Annotated in this window: 12 protein-coding genes and 1 tRNA gene; 7 read left to right on the top strand and 6 right to left on the bottom strand. The window is 68.5% G+C overall.

Annotation, left to right across the window (positions count from 1 at the left end):
- Window positions 1-39 precede the first annotated feature (39 nt).
- Together TSH64_RS05955 and TSH64_RS35600 are read right to left on the bottom strand one after the other, a co-directional pair.
- Window positions 40-1,419 (bottom strand): leucyl aminopeptidase family protein, encoded by a 1,380-nt coding sequence (locus TSH64_RS05955; RefSeq protein ID WP_109095968.1) that lies wholly within the window; start codon window positions 1,417-1,419, stop codon window positions 40-42.
- A 225-nt stretch (window positions 1,420-1,644) separates the two neighbouring features.
- The gene (locus TSH64_RS35600; RefSeq protein WP_158285352.1) at window positions 1,645-1,800 is read right to left on the bottom strand and encodes a hypothetical protein; all 156 of its coding nucleotides are present in this window, start codon (window positions 1,798-1,800) and stop codon (window positions 1,645-1,647) included.
- 39 nt (window positions 1,801-1,839) lie between these two features.
- On the opposite strand from TSH64_RS35600, the gene TSH64_RS05950 reads away from it, so the two are divergent.
- The 3 genes from TSH64_RS05950 (at window position 1,840) to TSH64_RS05940 (ending at window position 4,234) form a co-directional block, all read left to right on the top strand.
- A complete protein-coding gene (locus TSH64_RS05950; RefSeq protein ID WP_158285351.1) occupies window positions 1,840-2,997 on the top strand; it encodes a GGDEF domain-containing protein in 1,158 nt (385 codons plus the stop codon).
- An 83-nt stretch (window positions 2,998-3,080) separates the two neighbouring features.
- Window positions 3,081-3,731: a glutathione S-transferase family protein gene (locus TSH64_RS05945; RefSeq protein ID WP_109095966.1), complete on the top strand. Its 651-nt coding sequence runs from the start codon at window positions 3,081-3,083 to the stop codon at window positions 3,729-3,731.
- Window positions 3,728-4,234 carry a GNAT family N-acetyltransferase gene (locus tag TSH64_RS05940; protein ID WP_109095965.1) on the top strand — a complete coding sequence of 169 codons (507 nt, stop codon included), beginning with the start codon at window positions 3,728-3,730 and terminating at the stop codon, window positions 4,232-4,234. Before TSH64_RS05945 ends, TSH64_RS05940 begins: the two co-directional genes overlap by 4 nt.
- Window positions 4,235-4,349: 115 nt before the next feature.
- On the opposite strand, the gene gltB is transcribed toward TSH64_RS05940, so the two are convergent.
- Together gltB and TSH64_RS05930 are read right to left on the bottom strand one after the other, a co-directional pair.
- Entirely contained in the window at window positions 4,350-8,897 is a 4,548-nt protein-coding gene (gene gltB / locus TSH64_RS05935; protein WP_109095964.1) for a glutamate synthase large subunit, read from the bottom strand.
- Between the two features lie 97 nt (window positions 8,898-8,994).
- A complete protein-coding gene (locus TSH64_RS05930) occupies window positions 8,995-10,443 on the bottom strand; it encodes an NAD(P)-dependent oxidoreductase (RefSeq protein ID WP_109095963.1) in 1,449 nt (482 codons plus the stop codon).
- A gap of 385 nt (window positions 10,444-10,828) precedes the next feature.
- Between TSH64_RS05930 and TSH64_RS05925 the strand changes: the two genes are divergently transcribed.
- Window positions 10,829-11,629, top strand: a complete 801-nt coding sequence (locus TSH64_RS05925) for an undecaprenyl-diphosphate phosphatase (RefSeq protein ID WP_109095962.1) — start codon at window positions 10,829-10,831, stop codon at window positions 11,627-11,629.
- 90 nt (window positions 11,630-11,719) lie between these two features.
- Here the strand turns inward: TSH64_RS05925 and TSH64_RS05920 are convergent, their stop codons facing one another.
- The gene (locus TSH64_RS05920) at window positions 11,720-12,907 is read right to left on the bottom strand and encodes an MFS transporter (protein WP_109095961.1); all 1,188 of its coding nucleotides are present in this window, start codon (window positions 12,905-12,907) and stop codon (window positions 11,720-11,722) included.
- Between the two features lie 184 nt (window positions 12,908-13,091).
- Entirely contained in the window at window positions 13,092-14,063 is a 972-nt protein-coding gene (locus TSH64_RS05915; RefSeq protein ID WP_109095960.1) for a complex I NDUFA9 subunit family protein, read from the bottom strand.
- A 278-nt stretch (window positions 14,064-14,341) separates the two neighbouring features.
- Between TSH64_RS05915 and TSH64_RS05910 the strand changes: the two genes are divergently transcribed.
- The 3 genes from TSH64_RS05910 to TSH64_RS05895 all read left to right on the top strand — a co-directional run bounded on the left by TSH64_RS05910 (window position 14,342) and on the right by TSH64_RS05895 (window position 16,455).
- Window positions 14,342-14,428, top strand: a tRNA-Leu gene (locus TSH64_RS05910).
- 121 nt (window positions 14,429-14,549) lie between these two features.
- On the top strand, window positions 14,550-15,176 hold the full coding sequence (locus TSH64_RS05905; RefSeq protein ID WP_109095959.1) for a ribonuclease D: 627 nt from the start codon (window positions 14,550-14,552) through the stop codon (window positions 15,174-15,176).
- Between the two features lie 241 nt (window positions 15,177-15,417).
- A complete protein-coding gene (locus TSH64_RS05895; protein WP_247872777.1) occupies window positions 15,418-16,455 on the top strand; it encodes a KpsF/GutQ family sugar-phosphate isomerase in 1,038 nt (345 codons plus the stop codon).
- The last annotated feature ends 47 nt before the right edge of the window (window positions 16,456-16,502 follow it).

Raw genomic sequence — 16,502 nt, 5'->3', positions numbered from 1 at the left:
TGCCGCCGTCCTTCCCCCAGTCTCCACCGCCGTGGATGGTCAGCCGAACCGCTTGGCGATCACCGCATAGGCGGCGCGCAGGCCCAGCGCCTCGCCACCTTCCGGACGGCCGGGACGGGCCGAGCCGTTCCAGGCATAGGTGTCGAGATGCGCCCAGGGCGTCTCCTTCGACACGAATTCCTGGAGGAACAGCCCGGCGGTGATGGCGCCGGCGAAGCCGTTGGTGGTGACGTTGTTGATGTCGGCCACCTTGCTGTCCAGCCCCTTGCGGTAGGGCGCCCACAGCGGCAGCCGCCACAACGGATCGTCCTCCGCGGTCCCGGCCTCGGTCAGGTCGTTGGCCAGCGTGTCGTTGTTCGACATCAGCGCTGGCAGGTCGGGACCGAGCGCCACGCGGGCGGCGCCGGTCAGGGTGGCGAAGTCGATCAGCAGTTCGGGTTTCTCCGAATCAGCCTCGGCCAGCGCGTCGCACAGGATCAGGCGGCCCTCGGCGTCGGTGTTGCCGACCTCGATGGTCAGGCCCTTGCGGGTCTTCAGCACGTCCTGCGGCTTGAAGCTGTCGCCGGATACGACATTCTCCACCGCCGGCACCAGCACGCGGAGCCGCACCGGCAGCCCGGCCATCATGATCATCCGGCCGAGCGCCAGCGCATGCGCCGCACCGCCCATGTCCTTCTTCATGATCAGCATGGCGGACGACGGCTTCAGGTCCAGCCCGCCGGTGTCGAAGCAGACGCCCTTGCCGACGATGGTCACCTTCGGGTGCTCCGGGTTGCCCCAGCGCAGGTCGACCAGCCGCGGCGCCCGCGGGCTGGCGCGGCCGACGGCATGGATGGCCGGATAGTCGCGGTCGAGCAGGTCCTGGCCGACGATGACCTCCACCGCCGCGTCGAACTCGGCGGCCAGATCCTGCGCCGCCTGGGCCAGCTCGGCCGGACCCATGTCGCAGGCCGGGGTGTTGACCAGATCGCGCACCAGCCAGGTGGCGGTCGCCGCCCGCTCCACCTCGCCGCGGTCGGCCTCCGCCGGCCAGACCAGGGCGGCGAAGCCCTTCTCGGGCGGCTTGCGATAGCGGGTGAAGCGGTAGCTGCCGAGCGCCCAGCCCAGCGCCGCCCGCGTCGCCGCCCGCGCATCCAGCGCCGCGTCGATCCGGTAGGAGCCGGCCGGCAGCGCGGCGGGCAGGCCGGCGAAGGCCCACAGGTCGTCGACCGCCGACACGCCGGCCAGCACGCGGGCGACGGCGCCGTCCGGCCCCTGCAGGAAGACGGTCGATCCGGCCTCGCCGGTGAAGCCCACGGCCTTGACCCAGGAGGCAACGGCCGGCGACTGCGCCGCCAGCCAGTCGGCCAGCCCGGCCTTGGTCACGGGGGTGAGGGCGACGGTGTCGGGACCGTCGACGGCAAGCAGGGTGGCGAGCAAGACGGGGGGTTCCTTTTCACGAGAACACGTCACGCATCCGATGCGGATGCCCATCCCCCAAGGATGGCGCGCCTGGAGCCGGCTGGAAAGGGGGGGCGTGGAACGGAGTGAAACGGTTGGCGCATGGATGTTTCCTTCGATCGGCATGGGCGCTGGGCGTCGGGTCCGGTGACTGCCGAATCCATGCCCCAACAAGCCTTTAAGGACAGGGAAAAGGAAAATCCGTCATGCGAACCAGAAGCCTTCGGTTTCACCCACTTCACCAAAATCAGCGGAAAATTTCATGGCTCCGATCATTTTTGCAAAGCTCGATTGCGGTGTCCGATATTTCAGACTGAGAGATTTTCCCCAACGGCCCGGTTCACCAACAGCGACGTTCACGGTATAAGACCCTGTGATCATCAACCGGCGTTGCCGTCCATGATTGTGCTCGACATCGCCACGGTGCTGTTTCTGTACCAGTCGTCACTTCTGGTGGGGGCGGCCGTCTTTCTGCTCGCGCGGTTGCGAAACGTCCCCGCATCGGGATTCGGCACGCTGGCGGCGGCGTTTTCCCTGGTGGGGATCGGCGGCGCCCTGGCCGGCTTCGGCGAGCAGGCCATGCTGCCGAAGATCGTCTGGACCCTGGGCAGCCTGCTGCTCGGCGTGGTCGGGCATGGGCTGCTGGCGCTGGGGATCGAACGCCTGCGGTCCGGGCGCCTGCCGCGGGGGTGGCGCCTGCTGGCGCTCTATCCGCTTTCGGTCCTGATCGCCGCTTGGGCGACCGGTTTCCACCTGGACAACCAACTCCGCGCCGCCTTTTTTCATCTGAATGCGGCGCTTTGCCTGATGCTGGCGGCGCGGATCGTGACCCGGCTCCGGCGGGTCGAGCAGTTGCCGTCCTGCCGGCCGCTGGCGGCGGTGCTGGCGCTCAGCGGGGCGTCGTTCCTGCTCGGTGCTGTGGTCATCCTGTTCGTCGCGGATTTCGTGCCCTGGCTGGCCTGGGAGTTCTTCATCCAGATCCTGGGCAATTTCGCCGTCTCGATCCTGATCTACAGCGTCGCCACCGACCGGGCGGAGCGCAAGCTGAGCCTGATGGCGGAGCTGGACAGCCTGACCGGCATCGGCAACCGGCGCTGGCTGGAACGGATGCTGCCCGGCCATCTGCGTCCCGGCGACACCGTCTTCTGCATCGACCTCGACCATTTCAAGCGGATCAACGACCGGTTCGGCCATGCCGCCGGCGACACCGTGCTGGTCGCGGTGGCGGCGACGCTGCGCAACCTGAAGCGTTCCGACGATGTGCTGGCGCGGATGGGCGGGGAGGAATTTCTGCTGTTCCTGCCGGAATTGCGGACATCGGACGCGCTGCCGGTCGCCGAGCGGATCCGCGAGGCGATCCAGGCGATCCCGTTCCAGCTTCAGGGAAACCCGCTGGGGGTGACGGCCAGCATCGGCGTCGCCCAGGTCGTCCGGCTGGGGGAGAACTGGCCCGACCTCGTCCATGCCGCTGACATGGCGCTCTACGAGGCCAAGCGCGACGGCCGCAACCGTGTCGCGCACGCGCCGCGGGTTCCCCAGGACCTCGTGCCGGCGTAAGAAGGGGGGAGCGGTTGCGCGAAGGCGCAATCCGTCGCTCCAACCGTTCCCATCCTATTCCTTCGCGCGAAAGGTGCCGTCCGATGTCCGACCCGACCCTGGTGATTGGGAACAAGGCCTATTCGTCCTGGTCGCTGCGTCCATGGCTGGTCCTCAAGCAGGCCGGGATCGCCTTCGCCGAGACCCCGATCGTCCTTCGCCAGCCGGACAGCGCCGCGCGCATCGCCGAGCATTCGCCGTCGGGCCGTGTGCCCGCCCTGATCCATGACGGGCTGACCATCTGGGATTCGCTGGCGATCTGCGAGTATGTGGCGGAACTGGCGCCGGAGGCCGGGCTGTGGCCGGCGGACCGGGCGGCGCGGGCGGTGGCGCGCTCGGTGGCGGCGGAGATGCATTCCAGCTTCGTCTCGCTGCGCACCACCATGCCGATGGACCTCAAGCGCGACCGCAAGGGCCAGGGCATGACCGAGGCGACCGCCGCCGACATCGCCCGGATCGAGGCGCTGTGGGCCGATGCCCGCGCCCGCTTCGGCGTTCCGGCCGGCGGCCCCTTCCTGTTCGGCTCCTTCACCATCGCCGACGCCATGTTCGCCCCGGTGGTGACGCGGCTGGAGACCTATGGCGTCGCGGTGTCGCCGGTGTCGCGCGCCTATATGGACGCCGTGCTGGCGCTGCCGGCGATGCGGGACTGGACCGCGGCGGCCAAGGATGAGCCGTGGGAATTTGAACCGTGAGCTTTACCGTCCGCACCGCCCGGCCGGAGGATGCCGCGGCGGTGGACCGGGTGCTGTCGGCCTCCTACCCGGCCCTGATGCCGGCCGGCTATCCGCCCGAGGTCATGGACAGGGTGCTGCCCATCATCACCCGGTCGAATCCGGCGCTGCTGGGCGCCGGCACCTATTATCTGGCGGAGGCCGCGGATGGCACGCCGGTGGGCTCCGGCGGCTGGAGCTTCGACTGGCCGGGTGAGCCGGTGCGTCCGCAGCAAGCCGGGCTGGCCCATGTCCGGCACTTCGCCACCCATCCCGGCTGGCTGCGCCGCGGCGTCGGACGGGCGCTGCTCGACCGCTGCTTCGCCGATGCCGCCGATGCTGGTGCATCGCGGATGCTGTGCTACGCCAGCCTGGTGGCGGAGGAATTCTATGCCTCCGCCGGCTTCGTGGCGACCGGCCGGAATTCGATGGAGTTCCCGCCCGGCAACCGCTTCGACAGCATCGTGATGGAGCGGGGCCTTTAGCCAGGCCTCGCCCCGCTGAAACGGAAAACGGCGCGCCGTCCTGCCGGATGGCGCGCCGTTCCCCTATCCGCCCTCCGCCCCGCCGGTGAGGGCGGGGCGGAGGTTCGGCCGTCGGTCACTCCGCCGGGATGGCGCGCGGCAGGGTCACCGGCACGGCCAGACGGTGCAGCATCTCCTTCGGGACCACCTGCCAGAAGTGGCCGAGTTCACGCTGCCAGTCGTTGAGGATCTCGGCGGCGAAACGGCTCTGCGTCTCGGCGACATGCTCCTCGATCAGGGCGCGCAGCTGGGCCTCGTAATGGGCCACCTCGACCCGCTGGAAGATGACGCTCTCCTCGTTGATGAAGAGCGGCAGCGAGTCCTCCGGATCGTAGATGTAGGCCATGCCCCCGGTCATGCCGGCGCCGAAATTGTCGCCGACCTTGCCCAGGATGACCGCCGTACCGCCGGTCATGTACTCGCAGCCGTTGGAGCCGCAGCCCTCCACCACCACGGTGGCGCCGGAGTTGCGCACCGCGAACCGCTCGCCCGCTTGGCCGGCGGCGAACAGCTTGCCGGCGGTGGCGCCGTACAGCACCGTGTTGCCAATGATGGTGTTGCGGTTCGACTCCAGCGGGCTGCTGGTCGCCGGACGGACGACGATGGTGCCGCCCGACAGGCCCTTGCCGACATAGTCGTTGGCGTCGCCCATCACCTCCAGCTTGATGCCCTGCACCGCGAAGGCGCCCAGCGACTGGCCGGCAGTGCCGCGCAGACGGACGGTGATGTGGCCGGGCTGGAGCCCGAACATGCCGAACTTCCGCGTCACCATCGAGGACAGCCGCGTGCCGATGGCGCGCTGCGTGTTGCGGGCGTTGTAGGCGAGCTGCATCTTCTCGCCTTCCTCGAACAGCGGGCGGGCGTCGGCGACGATGCGGGCGTCCAGCGTGTCCGGCACCTCGTTGCGGCCCTGGAGCGTGCAGTAGCGCGCGTTCTCGCCGGGATCGACCTGGGCCAGCAGCGGGTTGAGGTCGAGGTCGTCGAGATGGGCGCCGCCGCGGCTGACCTGATGCAGCAGGTCGGTGCGGCCGATCACCTCGGTCAGCGAGCGGAAGCCCAGCTTGGCCAGGATCTCGCGGACCTCTTCGGCCAGGAAGGTGAAGAGGTTGACCACCTTCTCCGGCGAGCCGACGAACTTCTCGCGCAGCTTCTCGTCCTGGACGCAGACGCCGACCGGGCAGGTGTTGGAATGGCACTGCCGGACCATGATGCAGCCCATGGCGATCAGGCTGGCGGTGCCGATGCCGAACTCTTCCGCGCCCAGCATGGCGGCGATGACGATGTCGCGGCCGGTCTTCAGGCCGCCGTCGGTGCGCAGCCGCACGCGGTGGCGCAGCTTGTTCAGCGTCAGGACCTGATGGACCTCCGACAGGCCCATCTCCCAGGGCAGGCCGGCGAACTTGATCGAGGTCTGAGGGGACGCGCCGGTGCCGCCGGAGTTGCCGGAGATCAGGATGATGTCGGCGTTGGCCTTGGCGACGCCGGCGGCGATGGTGCCGATGCCGGACCGGCTGACCAGCTTCACCGTGACCTTGGCGTCCGGGTTGATCTGCTTCAGGTCATAGATGAGCTGCGCCAGATCCTCGATCGAGTAGATGTCGTGGTGCGGCGGCGGGCTGATCAGCATGACGCCCGGCGTCGAGTGACGCAGCCGCGCGATCATCTCCGTCACCTTGAAGCCGGGCAGCTGCCCGCCCTCGCCGGGCTTGGCGCCCTGGGCGACCTTGATCTCCAGCTCGCGGCACTGGTTCAGGTACTCGGCGGTGACGCCGAAGCGGCCCGACGCCACCTGCTTGATGGCGGAGTTCCAGTTGTCGCCGTTCTTGTCGGGACGGAAGCGCGCCGGATCCTCGCCGCCCTCGCCCGAGTCGGACTTGGCGCCGATGCGGTTCATCGCGACGTTCAGCGTGCCGTGCGCCTCGGGCGACAGGGCACCCATCGACATGCCGGGCGTGATGAAGCGCTTGCGGATCGAGGTGATGCTCTCGACCTCGTCCACCGGAACGGCGGCCTTGGTGGTGCGGAACTCCAAGAGGTCGCGCAGCTGCATCGGCGGCCGCTTGTTCACCTGCTCGGAATACTTCTTGAAGGTGGTGTAGCTGTCGTTGGTGACGGCCTGCTGCAGGGTGTGGATGATCCCACCCTCCCAGCCATGGCGGTCGCCCGACTTGCGGAAGCGGTAGAAACCGCCGACCGGCAGGGGCAGCGCCTCGCCGGCATAGGCCAGCGCGTGCTGCTCAAGGACCTTCTTCTGGATGCCGTTCAGGCCGATGCCGGAGATGCGGCTGACCATCGCCGGGAAATGCTCGGCGACCAGGGCGCGGCTGAGGCCGATGGCCTCGAAGTTGCCGCCGCCGCGGTAGCTGCTGATGACCGAGATGCCCATCTTGGACATGATCTTCAGCAGGCCGTCGTCGATGGCCTTCTTGTAGTTCGTCATCGCCTTTTCCAGCGACAGCGAGCCGAGCAGGCCGCGGCGCTGGCGCTCGGCCACCGCTTCCTGCGCCAGATAGGCGTTGACGGTGGTGGCGCCGACGCCGATCAGCACCGCGAAGTAATGGGTGTCCAGGCATTCCGCCGTGCGCAGGTTCAGCGAGGTGAAGGTGCGCAGGTTGGAGCGGATCAGGTGGGTGTGGACCGCACCGGTCGCCAGGATCGCCGGGATGGCGGCGCGGGCCGGGCCCATCGCCTCGTCGGTCAGGGTGACGTGGTTGGCGCCGCCGCGGACGGCGTCCTCCGCCTCCTGGCGGATGCGGCGCAGCGCGTCGCGCAGCGCGTCGGGGCCGCCGTCGACCGGGAAGGTGGCGTCGATCACCGCCGCGGTGTCGGCCATATAGTCCCGCATGGCGTGGAATTCGGCGGTGGTCAGCACCGGGCTGTCGAGTTGCAGCAACCGGGTCTGGCTCTCATCCTCGTCCAGGATGTTGCCGAGATTGCCCAGACGCGTCTTCAGGCTCATCACCCGGCGCTCGCGAAGCGAGTCGATGGGCGGATTGGTGACCTGGGAGAAGTTCTGGCGGAAGAAATGGTGCAGGCCGCGGTACTTGTCCGACAGCACGGCGATGGGGCTGTCGTCGCCCATCGAGCCGACGGCCTCCTTGCCGTCCTCCGCCATCGGGTGGAGGATCAACTCCATGTCTTCCATGGCGAGGCCGAAGGCCATCTGGCGACGGCGCAGCTCGTCCTTCTCCATCTCCGACGGCTCGCCCTTCAGCGCGGCGGTCTTCACCAGCTCGTCCAGATGGGTGGTGTTCTTGACCCACTGGCCCCAGGGCTTCTGGCTCGCCAGATGGTCCTTCAGCTCACGGTCGTTGAACAGCTTGCCGGCCTGCAGATCGACGGCGATCATCTCCCCCGGCCCGAGGCGGCCCTTCTCGACCACCTGGTTCTCCTCGATCTTGACCATGCCGGTCTCGGAGCCGCCGATGATCAGGCCGTCGGTGGTGATGGTGTAGCGCATCGGGCGCAGGCCGTTGCGGTCCATGCCGCCGACGACCCAGCGGCCGTCGGTCATGGCGAGTGCCGCCGGGCCGTCCCACGGCTCCATGACGGAGTTGCAGTAGGCGATCAGGGCCTTGTGGTTGTCCGGCGTGGTCTGCGAGCTGGTCAGCGCCTGCGGCACCAGCATCATCTTGACCATCGGCGCGCTGCGGCCGGCGCGGACCATCACCTCGAACACGCTGTCGAGCGCGCCGGAGTCGGACAGGCCGACGCCGATCACCGGCTTCAGGTCGCCCATGTTGGCGCCGAACACCGGATGCTCCATCCGGGTCTCGTGCGCCTTCATCCAGTTGACGTTGCCCTTCAGCGTGTTGATTTCGCCGTTGTGGGCGAGCATGCGGAAGGGCTGCGCCAGCGGCCAGGTCGGGAAGGTGTTGGTCGAATAGCGCTGGTGGTAGATGGCGAAGGACGACTCGAAGCGGTCGTCGGTCAGGTCCGGATAGAAGGTGGACAGCTGTTCGGCCAGGAACATGCCCTTGTAGATGATCGAGCGCGCCGACAGCGAGCAGATGTAGAAGTCGTTGATGCGCTCGTTCTGCACCGCCTTCTCGATCCGGCGGCGGATGATGTAGAGGTCGAGCTCGAACTGCTCGTCCGACACGCCCTTGGCGTTGCCGATGATGATCTGTTCGATCTCGGGCCGGGTGGCGTTGGCCTTCTCGCCGATGATGTCGACGTTGATCGGCACCTGGCGCCAGCCATAGATGTAGTAGCCGAAGGCCAGGATCTCGGTCTCGACGATGCAGCGGCAGGCTTCCTGGGCGTCCAGGCTGATGCGCGGCAGGAAAACCTGGCCGACCGCCAGATTGTTCTCCGGCGGCAGGTGGCCGATGATCTTGACGTGGTCCTTGAAGAACTTCTGCGGCACCTGGACATGGATGCCGGCGCCGTCGCCGGTCTTGCCGTCGGCGTCCACCGCACCGCGGTGCCAGACCGCCTTCAGGGCTTCGATGCCTTTTTCGACCACCGAACGGCGGGGCTTGCCGTCGATCGCGGCGATGAAGCCGACGCCGCAGGCGTCGTGCTCGTCGGCCGGATTGTAGGCGTGGGCAGTGGTCAGCGCCGCGGCGTTGGCGCGGAAATCGGCGACGAACTGCTCACCCTGGTTCAATTCGGTGGTCATGGAACGACCCTTTCACAGTCTGGACGTTGACCTGGGGGGCGGAAGGGAAGGCCCCCTGGGGTAGACGGTGGTACTGATAGCGGAAAGACGGAGCGGCTTACTCGGCGGCGACGGCCAGCTTGGGCGCGCCGACGGTCTGGGCGTAGGCGTGCATGGCGTCGGCGGCGTCGCGGCCGTCGCGGATGGCCCACACCACCAGCGAGGCGCCGCGGACGATGTCGCCGGCGGCGAAGACGCCGTCCAGGCTGGTCATCTTGGTGCGGTGGTCGACCAGCAGCGTGCCCCAGCGGGTGACGGTCAGGTCCGGCGAGCCGAACATGCCCGGCAGGTCCTCCGGCTCGAAGCCGAGCGCCTTGATGACGAGGTCGGCCGGCTCGGTGAAGTCGGAGCCCTCGATCACCTGCGGGGTCTGGCGGCCGGTGGCGTCGGCGACACCCAGATGGATGCGCACGGCGCGCACACCGGTGACGACATCGGTGCCGGTGAAGGCCTCGGGTGCGGCCTGCCAGACGAACTCGACGCCTTCTTCCTCGGCATGCGCCACCTCGCGCTGCGAGCCCGGCATGTTCTTGCGGTCGCGGCGGTAAAGGCACTTGACCGAGGTCGCGCCCTGGCGGATCGCCGTGCGCACGCAGTCCATCGCGGTGTCGCCGCCGCCGAGCACCACCACCTTCTTGCCGGCGGCGTTCAGCGAGCCGTCCTCATAGGCCTCCATGGAATCGCCGAGACCGACCTTGTTCGAGGTGGTCAGGTATTCCAGCGCCGGGACGATGTTCTTCAGCCCCGAGCCGGGGGCCTCGATGTCGCGGGCCTTGTAGACGCCGGTGGCGATCAGGATGGTGACGTGGCGCTCGCGCAGCTCGGCCAGGGTGGCGTCGCGGCCGACCTCGAAATTGGAATGGAAGATGACGCCGGCATCGGCCAGACGCTGGACCCGGCGGGCGACGACGTCCTTCTCCAGCTTGAAGCCGGGGATGCCGTAGACCAGCAGGCCGCCCATGCGGTCGTAGCGGTCGTAGACATGGACCTCGTAGCCCTTGGCGCGCAGCTCCTCGGCGGCGGCGAGACCGGCCGGGCCGGCGCCGACCACGCCGACCGAAAGGCCCAGCTCGCGGGCCGGCTTGCGCGGCTTGACCCAGCCGTTTTCCCAGGCGGTATCGTTGATGTACTTCTCGACCGAGCCGATGGTGACGGCGCCGTGGGTCGACTGCTCGATGACGCAGTTGCCCTCGCACAGCCGGTCCTGCGGGCAGATGCGGCCGCAGATTTCCGGGAAGTTGTTGGTGGCCTGGGAGACCTCGTAAGCCTCCTCCAGCCGGCCCTCGGCGGTCAGCTTCAGCCAGTCGGGGATGTTGTTGGAGACCGGGCAGTGCACCTGGCAGAAGGGAACGCCGCACTGCGAGCAGCGGTTGGCCTGCTCGCCGGCGCGCTCGTTGCTGAAGCGGGCATAGATCTCGGCGAAGTCCTGGCGGCGGTCGGCGGCAGACCGCTTGTCGGGCATCTTCTGCGCGGTGTGCACGAAGCCCAACATTTTCTGGTTCGCCATGACGTCTGCTCCTTGCTTCGCGGCCCCGCCCGCTGTCGCGGGGGCATCGCCTTGCTGGGCCTGACCGGGGGCTGCGGCTGTGGCCTACACCGACCGGATGGGTTGAAATCGAACGTCCGCGAAGTGGCGGACGCTCGTCATATAACGCATGCGCCCACCCCGCGGAAGCACAAAAACACCGATAGGTCCGGTTTGTTGACCTTTTCTTCCGCAAGGCTGAAATGCGTGGGCGTGGCGGTGGGGTGTCACAAAAACGCGACAGAAAATTAGTCCCAATTCAGGACTATCGCCCGAATAGGGGTACCGACCCCACGCCATCGCCAACCGCCGCCGCCGCCTGCTATAAGCGCTGCAACATTCACCGTGCCGAAGGCTGCGTGCCGCGATGATGATCGATCAATATCTGGACGCCACCCTCCTGGGGCTGATCGAGGGGCTGACCGAGTTCCTCCCCGTCTCCTCCACCGGCCACCTGATCATGCTGGACGAACTGCTGGGTTTCGAGGGCCCGCCCGGCAAGGTGTTCGAAGTGGTGATCCAGCTCGGCGCCATCCTGGCGATCTGCGTGGTCTATTTCCAGCGGCTGTGGCATGTCGCCACAGGGCTGAAGGACGATCCCGGCGCCCGGCGCTTCGTGATGGCGGTGGTCATTGCCTTCCTGCCGGCGATGGTGCTGGGCGCCGGCCTGCACGGCGTCATCAAGGCGGTGCTGTTCAACCCCACCGTGGTCAGCATCGCGCTGATCGTCGGCGGCATCGCCATCCTGCTGGTGGAGCGGCTGATCCCGGTCGCCCGCTACCACAAGATCGAGAACTTCTCCGCCCCGCTGGCGCTGAAGATCGGCTTCTGCCAGTGCCTCGCCTTGGTGCCGGGCGTGTCGCGGTCGGGTGCCAGCATCCTGGGCGCCCTGCTGATGGGCGTCGACCGCAAGGCGGCGGCCGAGTTCTCCTTCTTCCTGGCGGTGCCGACCATGGCCGGCGCCACCGTCTACGACCTCTACAAGAACTGGTCGGTGATGAGCCTGGACAGCGGCCTGCTGATCCTGGTCGGCTTCGTCACCGCCTTCATTGCCGCAGCATTGGTGGTGAGGACGCTGGTGGACTTCGTCGGCCGCTACGGCTTCACCCCGTTCGGCTGGTACCGCATCGCCGTCGGCACCGGCATGCTGGCGTTCCTTTACCTGTAAGGACGAGGGCCGCGACTGCGGCCCCCGCAGGCCCATGCCTGCGCAGGCAAGCGGCCGGATGGCCGCGCCCGCCGATTGAGGGCAAAAAAGCTAAACCACCCGCCGCGGCACCGCACGGGCCGCGGCGGCGGCCATGCCCAGCGCCAGCAGCGCGATCATCGCGAAGGCGGTGGCGAGGCTGGTGGCCTCGGCGATGAAGCCGACCAGCGGCGGACCGGCCAGCACGCCGGCATAGCCCATGGTGGACACCGCGGCGACCGCATGGTCGGGATGACCGCTGTCCACCGACCCCGCGGTGCTGAACAGCACCGGGACGATGTTCGACAGGCCGATCCCGGTCAGTCCGAAACCGACCATCGCCAGCACCGGCGCTCCCCCTCCGACGATCCCCCCGGCCAGCACGCAGCCCAGCCCGGCCGTGGCCAGCAGTCCGCCGGCGCGCATCAGCGTCGCCCCGCCGAAGCGGTGGCGCAGCCGGTCGCCGCTGAACCGCCCGGCCGCCATGGCGGCGCAGAACACGCCGAAGCCCATGCCGGCGATGGAAGCCGGCGCCCCCAGATCGTCGCGCAGGTGGATGGCGCTCCAGTCCAGGATGGCGCCTTCGCCCATGAAGGCCATCGCGGCGAGCAGGCCGAGCAGCAGGGTCTTGCGGTCGGGCAGCACCAGCCCGCCGCCGCCGGCGTTGCGGTCGGGCAGGAAGCGCCCCTGCAAGGCCAGGAACAGCGCCAGCAGCCCGGCCGACACCAGTCCGGCCTGCGCCGCCGGCGGCATCAGCGGCAGCAGCAGCCCGCCCAGGCCGGCGCCGGCCAGCCCGCCGAGGCTCCACATTCCGTGCAGCGATGACATGATCGGCCGGCCCATCCGCCGTTCCACCAGCGCGCCCTGGGCGTTCATCGCGACGTCCATAGTGCCGCCCGACGCGCCGAACAGCGCCAGCACGATGCACAGCGTCGTCACGTCCGGCACCAGCGAGGGCAGGGGAAGCAGCCCGGCGAACAGCAGGGCGGTCACCCGCGTCACCGGCGCGCTGCCCAGCCGGCCCAGAAGCGGCCCGCTGGCGATCATCGCCGTCAGGGCGCCGACGGCGAGGCAGAGCAGGGCGGCACCCAGCACCGCCGGGCTGAGGTCGAGCCGGTTCTTCAGCAGCGGAATCTGCGTCGCCCAAACGCCGAAGACGGTGCCGTTCAGGAAGAAGGCGGCGACGGTCGCCCAGCGCGCGGCCGATGCCTGTTCCGCCATCCGGCCCGAAACGCCCCGGATATCCTCTGCTCCCGTCATCACCGTTCCCGCCCTGGTTGAACCGCCCACATGACGGCGGCGGCGGGGGAATTCAAGCGGTGTTGGAGCAGGCGTGCCATGCCCGCGGCAGCAGGCCGATGGTCCGGGCAAAGGAAAAGCCCCGGCGCAGGGCCGGGGCTTTCGGGAGGCATGGGCGCGAACCCGCCTGCTGGCGGGCGTTGCCTCAATGGGCGCTGTTGGTCTGGCCGCTGAACTTGCCGCCGACGATGAAGCGCGACAGGTAGGTCGGCAGGATCACCTCGCAGGCCGCCAGCTCGGTGATGCCCAGATCCTTGAAGCCCAGCGCGCCCGGCGAGACGACGTTGTCCTGCTTCAGCAATGCCACCTGGTCGCGGGTCAGGGCCGGGGCCAGCACCGGCACCTTCTCCAGGATGCCGGCCAGCGACTCGGCGGCGTTCCAGGGGATGGTCACCAGCGGACGGTGGCGCTGGATGTCCTTCTGGGTCAGTTCCAGCAGTTCGCGGAAGGTGTAGATGCGCGGACCGCCCAGCTCGTAGGTCTTGCCGCGGCTGGCGTCGCTGTCCAGCGCCGCGATCACGGCGTCGGCCAGGTCGCCGACATAGACCGGCTGGAACAGGGTCTTGCCGCCGCCGATCAGCGGCAGGGCCGGGGCCTTCTGCGCCATCGCGGCGAACTTGTTGAAGAAATTGTCCTCCGGCCCGAAGACGATGCTGGGGCGCAGGATGGTCGCCGCCGGGAAGGCGGACAGCACCGCCTGCTCGCCGGCCGCCTTGGAGCGGGCATAGACCGACGGCGAGGAGGCGTCGGCGCCGATGGCGGAGATCTGGATCAGCCGGTTGACGCCCGCCGCGGCGGCCAGCCGGGCGATGCGCGACGCGGCGTCGACATGCACGCCCTGGAAGCTCTGGCTGCCGCGCTCGTACAGCACGCCCAGCAGGTTGATGGCGACATCCGCCCCCTGGAGGGCGCGGGCGACCGACAGGTCGTCGGTGCAGTCGGTGGCGAACGGCACGATCTGGCCGACGGCGCCGGCCGTCTTCAGGAAGCCGGCCTTGCCCGGGTTGCGGGTGGCGATGCGGATGAGGGCGCCCGACTTGGCGAGGCGCCGGATCAGGTGGCGGCCGATGAAGCCCGAACCGCCGAACACCGTGATAACCTGAGTGCGATAGGACATCGACCGTCTCCCGTGCCGTTGCGCGCCGAAACCGGGGTCTTCGCGCTTTTTGCGCGCGCCCCCGCGCGTCGTCCGACTGTGTGTCGCCATAAAGGACTGCTGGAACTGCGGTCCTGCTTATAGCGAATGGACCGCGCCCAATCTAGGGACTGCATCGCCGCGGCCGGTGCTCCGCGGGCGAAAACCCGCGATGCGGCAAAAAAATGAAGGGGTCGGAAAAAAGCTGTTGACGCCCCCCGGAAGGATCATTAAACAACCGCCCACACACCGAGCACCGAGCCCAGGTGGCGGAATTGGTAGACGCGCAGGTTTCAGGTACCTGTGGCAGAAATGTCGTGGAAGTTCGAGTCTTCTCCTGGGCACCATTTCTTTCTACCCGGCTGCGCCGCATGCACAGCTCCTTCGATCGAGAGGGAGGACGTGCAGAGCGGCGTTCGTCGTTTCTAGGGTCCATGGCCGGGGGCCTGACCACCCCGGAACGCGACCATGCCCATCGACCTTCATGACGGCGACCTCCCCGACGGCCTCGACCTCGGCGCCGGCGCCCGCGACAACTGCGTCGCCATCGACACCGAGACCATGGGGCTGAACCCCCACCGCGACCGCCTCTGCCTGGTGCAGCTGTCGGCCGGCGACGGTGCGATCCATCTGGTGCAGTTCCGCCCCGGCCAGTATGAGGCGCCGAACCTGAAGCGCCTGCTCACCGATCCCACCGTGACCAAGCTGTTCCACTTCGCCCGTTTCGACGTGGCGGTGATGAAGGCCTATCTGGGCGTCAGCTGCCAGCCGGTCTACTGCACCAAGGTGGCCTCCAAGCTGGTCCGCACCTTCACCGACCGCCATGGCCTGAAGGACCTGTGCAAGGACCTGCTGGGCGTGGAGATCTCCAAGCAGCAGCAGTCCTCCGACTGGGGCGCGCCGGAGCTGACCACCGACCAGATGAAGTACGCCGCGTCGGACGTGCTGCACCTGCACGACCTGAAGGCGAAGCTGGACGTCATGCTGGCGCGCGAGGGCCGCACCCATCTGGCCCAGGCCTGCTTCGACTTCCTGCCCGCCCGCGGCGAGCTGGACCTCGGCGGCTGGGAAACCCCGGACATTCTGGCGCACTGACAGCGGGCGTCTTTGGTGCTTCAAATGGCGGGAGGAATCCCTCTCCCCGCTCTCAGCGGACCTTCGGTCCGCCTGTCGCGACAGCGCAAACTTCGTTTGCGCGAAAGCGGGGAGGAGAGGGGGCTGACCGGGCGTTGATTTGACCCGGCGTCCGCCGGTGGGCATACTGCCTGATGCGCCTGTCCGGGAGTCCTCCGGGCAGGCGCCGTCTTTGTGAACGGCCCATCGCCGGGCCTTGCGAATGGAAGGCATCACAGCCTTGACCAGTGTCATTACGTCCAGCCTCGCCGGCAGCCAGGCCGTTTCGACGGAGTCGAGCCCGGTGGAAAACCGCGATCTCGCCTGCGCCACCCGCGTCCTGCGGACCGAGGCCGATGCGCTGCTGGCGCTGGCCGACAGCCTCGACGGCGAGTTCCTGCGGGCGCTCGACATCCTGCAGGGCATCGAAGGCCGCGTGATCGTCACCGGCATGGGCAAGTCGGGCCATGTCGCCCGCAAGATCGCCGCCACCATGGCCTCCACCGGCACGCCGGCCTTCTTCGTCCATCCGGGCGAGGCGAGCCACGGCGACCTCGGCATGATCGCGAAGATCGACGCGGTGGTGGCGCTGTCCAATTCCGGCGAGACGCACGAGCTGGCGGACATCATCGCCTACACCCGCCGCTTCGGCATTCCGCTGATCGGCATGACGCGGCGCGCCGCCTCCGCCCTGGCCGAACAGTCCGACGTGGCGCTGGTCATCCCGCCGGAGCCGGAAGCCTGCCCGCTGGGGCTGGCGCCCACCACCTCCACCACCATGATGCTGGCGCTGGGCGATGCGCTGGCGGTGGCCCTGCTGGAGCGGCGCGGCTTCTCCGCCGCCGATTTCCGCGAGTTCCACCCCGGCGGCCAGTTGGGCCGCGCATTGCTGAAAGTCACCGACATCATGCACAAGGGCGAGGATTTGCCCCTGTGCCGTCTTGACTCGCCGCTGTCCGACGTCATCTTCGAGATGACGGCCAAGCGGCTGGGCTGCGTCGGGGTGACCGACGATGCCGGCGCGCTGGTCGGGATCATCACCGACGGCGACCTGCGCCGTCATCTGACGCCGGAGCTTCTGGCGGAACGCGCGGACAGCATCATGTCGCCGCGGCCCAAGACCATCCGCCCCAAGGCGTTGATCGTCGAAGCGCTGCGCGAGATGAACGACAAGAAGATCACCACCCTGTTCGTGATCGAGGCCGACCGGCCGCTCGGCATCGTGCACATCCACGATGTCCTGCGCGCCGGTGCGGCCTGACGATTGTTCTGTCCATGATGGAAGCGAAGCGCCGAGCCGGAGGGACG

The sequence above is a fragment of the Azospirillum sp. TSH64 genome (assembly GCF_003116035.1).
Taxonomy (GTDB): Bacteria; Pseudomonadota; Alphaproteobacteria; order Azospirillales; family Azospirillaceae; genus Azospirillum.
The sequence above is the reverse complement of the archived record's forward strand: the minus strand, read 5'-3'. Positions and strand labels throughout refer to the sequence as shown.